Here is a 12,585-nt window from a genome sequence, read left to right as displayed (position 1 = left end):
TCATGTAGTTTTTAAAATATTAATAGGAATTTGAATAACCAATTTGCAACCGTATCCGGGATTTGTCAGGATCTCTACTGATCCTTCCTGTAACTCGGCACGGCTTTTTATATTCATGAGCCCCTGGCCCCTTTTAACTGTTTGCAGATCGAACCCTTTACCATCATCCGCAATAAAGAGATAAACCTTGTTATCTTCCTGGAACATTTCCACCATTACATTCTTTGCTTCTGCATGGCGTACAATATTGTTCAGTTGCTCCTGTAAAATGCGGTAGATGGTTAGTTTAATTGTATTGTCCATCCGCTCTTCAATGGTATTGGTAGCGAAAAAACGAATGTCGAAACTGCCCAACGCACGGAAACTTTCTATGAGATCGTTAACAGATGCAATCAAACCAAGATCATTGATGCTTGAAGGAACCAATGAACGTGAAAGGTTTCTTACTTCGGTGATGATGGTATTAATATGTTTTGTACCACGATCGATCAATTCAGCAGGATCGGCTTGCTTTAACTTCATCATCTCTAAATACAACTTCGTTGTAGTTAACAGCTGACCAATATTATCATGTAACTCCTTCCCTATTTCTGCTCTTTCTTTTTCCTGTGCAAACACTGCTGCCTGCGCTATCTGGAACTGACGGCTGCGTTCTTTCAGCATCAGTTCTTTTTCGAGTTTTTTACGTTCAGTGATATCTCGCATAGCACCAACTATACGCACCGGCTTTCCTTTATTGTTAAAGATCATGTACCCTTTGTCGAGCACATTGGCATACGATCCATCTTTACGACGAAAACGATATTCACATTCCCAATGCGGTGTTGTATGTTGTTGCAGGAATGAATTAAAACTTTCAATCACCATTATCCGTTCATCGTAATGGATATTGGTTTCCCAAAAATCCAGTCCCTGGTCGGCATCTTCAAAACCATGGCCAAACAGTATGCGGTAACCCTCACTCCAGGTCATATTATTCTGCTCAAGATCAAGATCCCAAATGGCTTCATTGGTTGCTTTTGTTACCAACTCATAGCGTTCATTACTGATCTTGAGTTTTTCTGCAAATTCCTTTTGTTCCGTAACGTCTTGCATTGTTCCAACTAACCTGATCGGTAATTGATCTTTATCTGTGATCAAATAACCTTTATCTGCAACGAATGCATAGGTGCCATCACTTTTCTGAAAACGATATTCACAATGCCATTGGCGTATATTCGTCTGACTTAAAAAAGCATGCAATTCATGCATCACACGTTCTTTATCTTCAGGATGCAGTTTCGATTCCCAGAAATGAAGATTTGAATGCTCATTATCTGTATCGTAACCAAACAACACTTTATAACTGTTGCTGCGTATAATTGTTTTTGTAAGCAGATCATAATCCCAGATCGCTTCATTCGCTGCGTTCTTGATAAACTCGTAACGTTCATTACTGATCTTAAGAGCTTCTGCAGCTTCCTTCTGTGCAGTAATATCCCGGTGAGATGCAATAACGATTCCTTCACTCAACAGCGGGGTGGCTGTCCATGCAACCCATCTTGTTTCACCAGCTTTTGTAACAATGCGGTTTTCAAAATAAGGAATCACCAGTCCATTACTCAGCTCCTGCAATTTCTCAAGTACAGCTGGTTTGTCATAATCATGCACATAACTCAACGGGTGAATTTCAGTTGCTTCTTTTGCCGTATAACCACTGAAGGTTTCAAAGGCTGGATTTACCCGCAGAAAGCGGCCATCGAGACCTGCAATTGTAAGAATATCCTTGCTGATGAGAAAAAACTGATCAAGCATCAAATTGTTTTTGCGCTTGGTTATTTCCGCACCAAACAATTTGCCTTGTATGCTGATGAGGTTTACATCGTTGCGATTAAGTTTCTTTTGCTGCCTGTTTAAGAAGAACAGACAACAAACAAGATTGCTTTCGCTCATTACAGGCACCGCCAATGCTGATTGAAAACCAAACCTGATAGCAGCATCTTTCCGTTTAAATTCAAATTCATTCGTTGCGATATCCTCAATCCAAAAAGGTTTTTTTGAAATGGTAACATCACTTGAAGCATAATCGCTCAACAAGTAAACATGATCTTTTGTAGTGTTAGAAAAAGCTACTAAGTCATTGTCTGTAACTTCAAAATCTGACACCTGGTTTTGCAGATAAACAGCATCAAAACCCGGCACCCAAATTTCTGCCAGATCCCAGCCAGTAAATGATCTTAACTTATTTAATGCAAGTTTCAGGTTCTCATTTAATGGATTGGGTTGAATAAGGATCTCCGAAATATCAAAACCCAATTCATTTTCCCGGTTGGTGCGGTACGATTCTGTTATATCATTGATCTGTAAAAGATACCCGTTCAAGTTTGAATGAACAATCTCATGGCGGGCAATCGTTACCAATAATACTTCGCCACTTTTTGTGCGATGCTCAACCGGTTGACCACTTTTGTACACATCATAAAGATGTTCGCACTTAACCGGTTTATCAAAAATCTTACATAAGCTTATTGCTAAAAATTCTTCTTTGCTGTAACCATAACGCTCTGTTGCAAATTGATTTACATCAAGTATTGTTTTATGATCGTTGCTGATCACAAATAGCGGAAGTGGTAAATGATCAAAAAACAATTTATACCTGTTCTCGCTTTCCCTCAACGCCTGCTCCCATTGTTTACGCAATGAAATATCATTAAGGTTAATGAGCATTGCACCAATATGCGGATTATGAAACAGGCTTTTCCCTTTTACTTCTGTCCATAACCAGCTGCCGTCTTTTTTACGAAAACGAATATCTACAGAGCGATTTTGATCAGGTTTTTCGAACTCCTGTTTAAATGTGTTAATAGCCAGTTCCAGATCATCGGGATGCACATAAGAAAACCCATTCTCCCCAACCAGCTCAAACGGCTCGTAACCCATTACTTTTGTTACGTTCGGAGAGCAATAGCTAACATTATTCTGCTCATCTGTAAGAAAAAACACATCAACACTGTTAGACAATAACTGTTCAAGCATTTTTTCTTTACCGGAAATTTCACCCGTTACAGAAAGAGATGCTTCAGCTTCGGTTGCCTGTATAATATCCAAACCAATACATTGTATATAATAATCTTCTGCACAATTACCTTCAATGCAGGAAAGCTCCCATCTTGTTGAGATATAATGGCCCCTGGCTTCTAATTTACGTAGATCAACAGGCACTATTTTCCCGGGTTCTTTCAAACACGCTTTTAGAGCAGCTTTATAAGCAGTATGATCATCCGGATGAATAGTTTTAAACGAATGAGTGGTTGTAATTTTCTCTTCATTCAATCCAAACCGGCTGAAAAAGTGAGGATTTCCTCCTGCATAATACCCATCAGGCTTCACCAGCATATAATAAAGTTGCTGGCTGAGTTCGAAGGATTCGGGTATAAGAGAGATACTATTCATTAATATTGGATACGTAACAAAAGTAATTTAAAACACTTATGGCTTTTGTAGTACAAAATGTATTTAGAAAGCGGTAAACTTTAAACTTTTTGTACTACTAACACTACAAGAGCTAACAGTATATTCAAGTAAAAATTAATATAAAAATCCTTTCTGTTGAAATAATATTTTGCCCGTTTGGTGCAAAACGTTGGGCGGCACAGAAAAAGCTATGTTTCCATTCATCCAATCTTACAACCTCAATTTGTATTTTCCCTTACCTTAAACCCTTCATTTAAAATAAATCAACTACAGCATGAGAAGATCAGTCCTTTTCGCCTGGCTGTTACTGTTTACCGCAGTAGCCAGGGCGCAGGAAACGTTTCCTGTAAATGGCGTAGCCGACCCCCGCAGCGGCCTTTATGCATTTACCAATGCAACCATAGTAAAAGATGCGGCCACCAGCATCAGCAATGCCACTTTAGTGATCAAAGACGGACGAATTGTCTCTGTTGGTACTAATGTAACCGTGCCGGCTGATGCCGTGGTGATCGATTGTAAAGGGAAATACATTTACCCTTCCTTTATTGATGCTTATGCCGATTATGGCATGCCCACTCCCCAGCGTACACAAGGTGGGTTCAACTTTAATGCACCTGCCCAGCTCACGTCTAACCAAAAAGGAGCTTATGGCTGGAACCAGGCGCTCCGTACCGATGTACAGGGTGTTCGCATTTTCACAGGTGATAATGTAAAAGGTAAAGCTTTGCGTGATAACGGTTTTGGATCGGTACTTGCTCACCAGCGTGATGGTATTGCAAGAGGTACCGGTGTGTTTGTGTCGTTGGCTGATGCCAAGGATAATAAAGCCATCCTGAAAGAGAAAGCATCTGCTCATTATTCATTTAATAAAGGAACATCCACGCAATCGTACCCGGGTTCAATCATGGGTTCTATTGCATTGTTGCGTCAAACTTATCTGGATGCACAGTGGTATAAGAATAACCCGCTTGCAGAAGGCGTGAATCTTACACTGAGATTTTGGAACGAACATCAAAACCTGCCACAGATCTTTGAAGCCAATGATAAATGGGCCGTTGTACGTGCCGATAAAATTGGTGATGAATTTGGTGTGCAGTATATCATAAAAGCCGGTGGTAACGAATACCAACGCATTAATGAAATGGCTGGCACAAAAGCTACGTTCATTCTGCCGCTTAATTATCCTGCAGCAATGGATATTGAAGATCCGCATGATGCACGCTTTGTTTCACTAAGTGATATGAAGCATTGGGAAATGGCACCTGCAAATGCAGCGATGTTTGAAAAAGCAGGTATTAATTTCTGTTTAACTACTTCTGATTTGCGTGATGCACGCCAGTTCCTCACTAATCTTCGTAAAGCAATGGAATATGGTTTAAGCGAAGCCAAAGCATTGGAAGCATTGACTAAAATTCCTGCAACAATTTTGGGTGTGTATGATTTGGTAGGAAGTATTGATGCAGGCAAAGTAGCCAACTTCTTAATTACGTCGGGCCCCATCTTCTCCGAAAAAACAGTGATCTATCAAAACTGGGTGCAGGGTGAAAAGTATGCAGTGAAAGAAGAACTTTGGAACGATGTAAAGGGTGTTTACAATTTAACAGTGAACACTCCAGGTGGTGCGAAGAACTATACGCTTGATGTTAAAAACAGCACAACTGCAAGTGTTATTGGAAAAGATACACTCACTGGTCGTTTTACGTTTGATGGCAAACAGGTAAAACTCAATTTTCCTGAAGCAAAAGGCAGTCGCAACAACATTCGTTTAAGCGGTATCGCCAACGATAACCTCTGGAGCGGTGTTGGTGATGATGCAAATGGCAACCGTTTTACATGGACAGCTATTTACAGCAAAGAAACAACTGTAAAAGCTGATACTACCCGTCCGAAAATGGCACCTAAACTTGGCGCTGTTCCTTATCCATTCAATGGATATGGTTTTACTGAAATGCCAAAGCAGGAAACTATCTTGATCAGGAATGCTACTGTATGGACCAACGAAAAAGAAGGTGTTTTACAAAATGCAGATGTATTGATCAAAGGTGGAAAAATTGCAGCTGTAGGTAAAAACCTAAGCGATGCAGGTGCAAAAGTAATTGACGGCACAGGCAAACATGTTACAGCAGGTATCATTGATGAACACTCACATATTGCAGCGGCTTCTATTAATGAAGGTGGACAAAGTGTAACCTCTGAAGTGCGTATTACAGATAACCTTAATCCTGAAGATATCAATATCTATCGCCAGTTGAGTGGTGGTGTTACATCATCACATATTCTGCATGGTTCTGCTAATACTATTGGCGGACAAACACAATTGATTAAACTCCGTTGGGGAGCAAATGATGAGGGTTTGAAATTCCAGAACTGGCCGGGCTTCATCAAGTTTGCATTGGGTGAAAACGTTAAACGTTCGAGCTCACAACAAAACAACCGTTTCCCTGATTCCCGTATGGGGGTAAGCCAGGTATTGATCGATGCATTTACCCGTGCAAAAGAATACGAAGCAGGCTGGAAAAAGTATGATGAAGAGAAAAAGAAAAATGCAAAAGTAATTGCGCCACGCCGTGATCTTGAACTGGATGCATTGGTTGAGATCATGAATAAAAAACGTTTCATTACTTGTCACTCTTATGTGCAAAGTGAGATCACGGATATGATCCGTGTAGCTGATCGTTTTGGTTTTACACTCAACACCTTCACACATATTCTTGAAGGTTATAAAGTAGCAGACAAAATGAAAGAACACGGAGCTGCTGCATCTACCTTCAGTGATTGGTGGAATTACAAAATGGAAGTATTAGATGCCATTCCACAGAATGCCACTATTATGCAAAAAGTGGGATTGAATGTTGCTATTAATTCTGATGATGCAGAAATGGCCCGTCACTTAAACCATGAAGCAGCCAAGAGTGTAAAATATGGTGGCATGAGTGAAGAAGATGCATTGAAAATGGTTACGCTTAACCCGGCTAAGATGTTGCATGTTGATGATAAAGTGGGCAGCATTAAAGTTGGTAAAGATGGGGACGTAGTTCTATGGAGCGATCATCCGCTGAGCATTTATGCAAAAGCTGAAAAAACAATTGTAGATGGTATTGTTTATTATGATCGTGAAAAAGACAAACAACTCCGTTTGGATATTGCCAAAGAACGTGCAAGACTGATGGCGAAAATGATTGGCGAAAAAAGAACAGGTGGTCCAACCGTTCCATTCAGCCCAAGTATGGAAATCATGCACACTTGCACTGATCATTATCATAATCATGGCTTGTTAGTGATAGATGCAGATGATGTAGATCAAAACAGCAACCAATAAAATTTACGACAATGAAGAAATTAATATTCAGCATACAATTTTTGCTCGTAAGCATTCTTGCAGTTGCGCAGGAAACAGTTTACCCGGCAAAAGCACAAACAGAAACGATCACCATTACAAATGCCACTATTCATGTTGGTAACGGAACTGTGATCAACAATGGATCCATCACATTTGAGAACGGAAAGATCAAAACTGTTGGGCAATCTGCAACAGCATCAGGCAAAGTGATCGATGCTAAAGGCAAACATATTTATCCCGGTCTTATCTTATCTGCTTCACAATTAGGTTTAGCCGAAATAAGCAGCGTACGAGCAACGATCGATCATACAGAGTTTGGTTTATACAACTCAAACATCCGTTCAATTGTTGCTTACAATACCGATTCAAAAGTGATCGCCACACTTCGCAGCAACGGTATTTTATTTGCGAATGTTGTACCGCAAGGCGGCACTATCAGCGGCACTTCAAGTGTTGTGCAATTAGATGCATGGAATTGGGAAGATGCTACTTACAAAGCCGATGGACAAATGCATATGAATATGCCTAACCTGTTACCACGTCCAAGTCGTTTTGCTGCTTTTCTTGGTCAGGCAGAACAAAGAAGTACAGCCGACCAGGTGAAAGAAGCATTGGCTCGTATAGAAGATATCAAAGAATTCTTCCGTGAAGCAAAAGCCTATCATAAAGAAACAACACATGCAAAAACCAATTTGAAGTTTGAAGCAACAAAAGCACTGTTTGAGAAAAAGCAGAAGCTGTTTGTGCATTGTGATATTGTGAAAGAAATGCTGGTGGCAATTGATTTTGCAAAAGAGTTTGGTTTTGAGGTGGTAATTGTTGGTGGCAGCGAAAGCTGGCAAATTGCTGATCTGTTGAAACAGAACAATATTGCGGTGATCCTTGCTGAGCGCCATGCCTTACCAACTTCACCGGATGATGATGTTGATCTACCTTATAAGTCAGCAACCTATTTGCAGGATGCGGGTGTGCTGTTTGCCATCAATGATACAGATGGTTCGACACGTGGACGTAACCTTCCTTTCAACGCAGGCACAGCTGCAGGTTATGGCATTACAAAGGAACAGGCGTTAAGTTCTATTACACTTAATGCAGCTAAGATTTTGGGGATTGACAAAGTAACCGGATCACTTGAAGTGGGTAAAGACGCTAATATTGTGGTGAGCGAGGGAGATATCCTGGACATGAGATCGAGTATTATCACCCATGCCTTCATCCAAGGCCGGCAGGTAAGTCTTGACGACAAGCACAAACAGCTGAATGAGCGGTATAAGTACAAATACGGCATCAAATAAACTGTTTTCACTGATATTTAAAAAAGGTTGCCAAATCGGCAACCTTTTTTATTTCGTAAGTATAAACACTTAGAAAACGTTTATATCTTCACATCACCAAACAACTAACCACACCCGCTATGAAGAAGCTCGTATTTTGTCTGTTCCTGCTTACGGCTGTTTTCTCTTGCCGCAAACCGCAGGATACCCCACCTCTGCAAAACATTCTTACGCAAGGCAGTTGGCGCATTTCACTTTTGAGAGATAATGGCAATAACATCACCTACCTCTATAACGGCTGGCAGTTTACATTCAATGCTGATAAAACAATGCAGGTAAGCGATGGAACAACTACCTACAACGGTACCTGGAACGAAAATTCACAAGGAGATACTTTTGAATTAGATATTTCTTCTACTGAACTTGAATTGGAATACATCAGTAAACTCTGGCATAATGAATTGATCAATCCAAACGGCGTATTGTTTCAAAACGACAGGAATAACCCTACCCAGGAATTACAGTTTACAAAGCTGTAGAAATCAAGACTGCAGTTTTGGGTAATCAAAAAACCAGAATTCTTTTTTTGCTTTTGCAAAATCTTTCCAGTTTTCAATATCTGCCTTCACTGCAAAAACAGAACAGGTAGGCATATTATCAATGCCGGTACTTGTGAGAGTGTTGGCAAATTCTGTTATGCCATTGTTATGCGAGAAAATAGCAGCCGATGAAATGGAAGATGGTATACTGGTTATGGTTTGCATGAACACATCAGGTGCCGCAAGGTAGAGTTGCGATTGAAGCTGCATAGTTGCTTCATCAACTTTGAACGTTTGCATGAAAAGAGAACAGGTTTGTTTTGCCCGTATTGCAGGGCTGCTTATGAATGCATCAATTTTAATCTGCCGATCAAGTAAGCGTTGCGCCATCATAGGTGCATCTTTCAATCCTCTTGCATTTAATGGCCGGTCGAAATCGTTTTGCATGGGATTATCCCAACTGCTTTTTGCGTGCCGTATAAGGAAGAGCGATTTCATGTGTTCAGTTATATTTGATTTTAGCCACATAGCTTACCCATAAAAATTACCATAACTGCCGGTCCAAGTTCGTTCCCCGCCTGAAAGACACAGTCGGGCAGGGATAATCATTATGAGTAATTCATTCCATTGAAAATAAGCAATCAACAGCAATAAAAAAACCATCCGAATTGTCAGATGGCTCTCTTAAAAGTATTTTCCCGGTTTGATTTAAGATTTTAAAGACGGGCAATTTTAAACAACAAAAATTCAGCCAAAGAGTTGACTCAGCTCTACTTTTTTAATAGCCACGTACATTCTTCCCATCAAGATAATTGAGTAACGCCTTGTTACATACCCTGTTACCTCCCGGTGTAGGATAATTACCTGTGAAATACCAATCGCCGGTGTTGGTAGGGCAGCTGGCATGCAAATCCTCAATATTCTGATAGATCACTTGCACAGGAATCGTAAATCCTGCCGGTGTGATGAGCTGAGCAATTTTATCGCTGATCTCTTCTGTTGTAAATGGCTTGTATAAACGACGCACTACATTTTCTGTATGCAATTGATTGTTGCGTTGTAATTCTTTGATGGTTGTATGCACCTCATCGATCAGATCGGTCATTCCTCTTTCCTTCAACAATTCCATTGCCGCACGGAAGGCAACAAAATCGCCGAGCTTGCTCATATCAATTCCATAACAATCCGGGTAACGGATCTGAGGTGCACTTGATACAACAATGATCTTTTTTGGACCAAGGCGACCCAACATTCGAACAATACTTTCTTTTAATGTAGTACCACGTACAATTGAATCATCGATCACCACCAACGTATCAACACCCTTCTGAACCGTACCATATGTAATATCATATACGTGCTGCACCATTTCGTTACGACTACTATCTTCCGTAATAAACGTACGCAGCTTCACATCTTTGATCGCAATTTTTTCCTGCCTGATCTTACGTGTGATCATCTCGTTCAACTTCTCTTCATCAAAATCTTTACCCCAACTCATGATACGTTGTACTTTGATCTGGTTTAGATATTCTTCCATCCCTTTCACCAAACCATAAAATGCAACTTCTGCTGTATTGGGAATATACGAGAAGATGGTATTCTTCAAATCATAATCAATATGTTCAAGAATACGTTTACTGAGTTTATGACCAAGTGTGATACGTTCACGATAAATTTTTTCATCACTACCACGGCTGAAATAAATACGTTCGAACGAACAGGCTCTGCGTTCTTTCGGTTCAAGTATTTGTTCAATATGGTATTGCCCGCTCGGCTCAACGATCAACGCTTGCCCCGGCATTAATTCCAGCACTTCGTTTTCACCAACATTAAATGTTGTACGGATGGCTGCACGCTCACTTGCTGCAACAATCACTTCGTTATCTACATAATAATAAGCCGGACGAATACCATGCGCATCACGCATTACAAAACTTGCGCCGTTGCCCGTCATGGCACCAATGGTATAACCACCATCAAACAATGGTGTTGCTTTTTTCAACACATTGCATAAAGATGGATTGTTAGGATTTAATTCATCTTCTTTTACGAGAAAATGATGAACTACTTCCATCATCGCCGCCAGATCACTCTGCTTTTGAAACTCACCGGGATCAATATTCACCAACCCGAAAAGTTCATCAGTGTTTACCAGGTTGAAATTTCCCGCCAAAGCCAGGTTCCGGGCAGGGTTTGTATTGCGTTTGATAAAGGGATGACAGAATTCTACATTGTTTTTCCCTTGTGTGCCGTAGCGAAGATGACCAAGCATCAACTCACCTAAAAAAGGCAGATGACCTTTCATTAGCCCGGCATGTTGCTTGATATCGGGCTGATATTTTTCCAGTTCCTGTACTTCCTGCCCCACTTTAAAAAACAGATCGGCAATTGGCTGGTTGGCACTGCTCCGTAACCGATGGAGAAAAGGATAACCCGGCTCTACATCTAGTTTAACAGCAGCAATACCTGCACCATCCTGTCCACGGTTGTGTTGTTTTTCCATGAGCAGGTACAGCTTGTTAAGGCCATACAGCACGGAGCCATATTGTTTCTGGTAATGAGAGAAGGGTTTGCGTAAACGAATGAAGGCCAAGCCGCATTCGTGTTTTATTTCGTCGCTCATGATTGTTGTGAGAAGTCGACCTCGGTTCCCCCTTGGCCGATGAAGGCGCAAAGGTAAGAATCAATGCCAACATTACTGCATTAATTAAGCACTGATTCCGGATGAAGGCTTTCAGCCAGCCATAAAAACTCACGAATAAATACATCCACATTTTTCTGAAAAGCTTCATCGAGCAGGTTTCCGTCTGCATCAAATTTCTTATCAACACCGCCAACCACTAACATATGTGGACTGGCAATACCGAATAATGCATTGATCAACAGCTGCATTTGCTGTGTGGCCCTGATGCCGCCCATCATACCCGGGCTGGCAGTAACAATTCCAAACGCCTTGTGACTTTGCTTGGGATAATGATCCAGCAAATTTTTCATGGCCGATGTATACGTTCCATTGTACTCGGGAGTAGCCAAAATAAATGCATGTGCATTGAACATGCGGGTGCTCAATGGTTTAAACTCTTCCGGTGTTGCATCAACTGATACAAACACATTTTGAAGCAAAGGAAGTTCCCACTCCCGAACGTCAATGATGTTGACCGTGTGTGATGTACGTTCTGTCAATATTTTTTTGAGGAACAATGCCACACGATGTGTTACACTATTCTCTCTGGGGCTGCCTGCGATTATTTCGATGTTCATTGTTTAATGATTGATTGGTGCTTCAATGATGATGAATTCTGTTTCTTTTACAAACCGGAGCTCCACTTGTTCAGTTTCCCACAAACCCACTGCATCTCTTCTGCCAATTTTAATGCCGTTTACTTGGGCTTCACCTTCCATCAGAAATACAAAAATACCTTTATTAACAGGATTGAACTGATAAGTAACCGACTTCTCTGCTTCAAACCAACCGAGACTGAGCTTGGCATTCTGGTTGATCCAGCAATGTTGCTGCCCTTCTTCATTACTCACCACTGTTACCAATTGATTCTTCCGCTGATCTTTGGGAAAATTTCTGCGTTGATAGCGTGGGTTGATATTTTGCAGCTTGGGTTCGATCCATATCTGCAGAAAATTCACTTCATCGGTTCCTACATTGTATTCTTCATGTCGTAATCCGCTACCGGCGCTCATGATCTGTACCCAGTCTTTTTCGACTACATCCGCATAACCCATACTGTCCTTGTGATTCATTTGTCCGTTCAGCATAATGCTGATGATCTCCATATTCTGATGCGGATGTAAACCAAAACCTTTGCCTGCTTCCACAAAATCATCATTGAACACTTTCAACAAACCAAATCCGTTTTTTGATGGATTATAATATGATGAAAATGAAAACGTGAAATTGCTTTTCAACCAACCAATATCTTTCACTCCTCTTTCCGAACCGTTGAATAAAATATGTTGCATA

The 12,585-nt window shown here is 40.8% G+C and carries 8 protein-coding genes; 3 read left to right on the top strand and 5 right to left on the bottom strand.

All coding sequences use genetic code 11. From position 1 onward, the window contains the following. Complete coding sequence (locus VK159_RS20500; RefSeq protein WP_324232038.1) at positions 1 to 3,432, bottom strand: PAS domain S-box protein; 3,432 nt, start codon at positions 3,430 to 3,432, stop codon at positions 1 to 3. Positions 3,433 to 3,727: 295 nt separating this feature from the next. Here VK159_RS20500 and VK159_RS20495 point away from each other — a divergent pair, with 295 nt between their 5' ends. The 3 genes from VK159_RS20495 (at position 3,728) to VK159_RS20485 (ending at position 8,606) form a co-directional block, all read left to right on the top strand. Then, entirely contained in the window at positions 3,728 to 6,772 is a 3,045-nt protein-coding gene (locus VK159_RS20495; protein WP_324232037.1) for an amidohydrolase family protein, read from the top strand. Between the two features lie 11 nt (positions 6,773 to 6,783). Further along, positions 6,784 to 8,088 (top strand): amidohydrolase family protein, encoded by a 1,305-nt coding sequence (locus VK159_RS20490; protein ID WP_324232036.1) that lies wholly within the window; start codon positions 6,784 to 6,786, stop codon positions 8,086 to 8,088. A 119-nt stretch (positions 8,089 to 8,207) separates the two neighbouring features. After that, positions 8,208 to 8,606 (top strand): hypothetical protein, encoded by a 399-nt coding sequence (locus VK159_RS20485; RefSeq protein WP_324232035.1) that lies wholly within the window; start codon positions 8,208 to 8,210, stop codon positions 8,604 to 8,606. A gap of 3 nt (positions 8,607 to 8,609) precedes the next feature. Here the strand turns inward: VK159_RS20485 and VK159_RS20480 are convergent, their stop codons facing one another. The 4 genes from VK159_RS20480 to VK159_RS20465 all read right to left on the bottom strand — a co-directional run bounded on the left by VK159_RS20480 (position 8,610) and on the right by VK159_RS20465 (position 12,584). Then, positions 8,610 to 9,104, bottom strand: a complete 495-nt coding sequence (locus VK159_RS20480) for a SixA phosphatase family protein (RefSeq protein ID WP_324232034.1) — start codon at positions 9,102 to 9,104, stop codon at positions 8,610 to 8,612. Between the two features lie 280 nt (positions 9,105 to 9,384). Then, a complete protein-coding gene (locus VK159_RS20475) occupies positions 9,385 to 11,232 on the bottom strand; it encodes an amidophosphoribosyltransferase (protein ID WP_324232033.1) in 1,848 nt (615 codons plus the stop codon). A gap of 80 nt (positions 11,233 to 11,312) precedes the next feature. Beyond that, positions 11,313 to 11,870, bottom strand: coding sequence for an NAD(P)H-dependent oxidoreductase (locus tag VK159_RS20470; RefSeq protein WP_324232032.1), 558 nt, complete (start codon positions 11,868 to 11,870; stop codon positions 11,313 to 11,315). A 3-nt stretch (positions 11,871 to 11,873) separates the two neighbouring features. Further along, positions 11,874 to 12,584: a pirin family protein gene (locus tag VK159_RS20465; RefSeq protein ID WP_324232031.1), complete on the bottom strand. Its 711-nt coding sequence runs from the start codon at positions 12,582 to 12,584 to the stop codon at positions 11,874 to 11,876. Position 12,585: the final 1 nt, after the last annotated feature.

It is taken from the genome of Lacibacter sp. (assembly GCF_035299325.1).
Lineage (GTDB): Bacteria > Bacteroidota > Bacteroidia > Chitinophagales > Chitinophagaceae > Lacibacter.
This window is presented reverse-complemented; position numbering and strand designations above follow the sequence as displayed.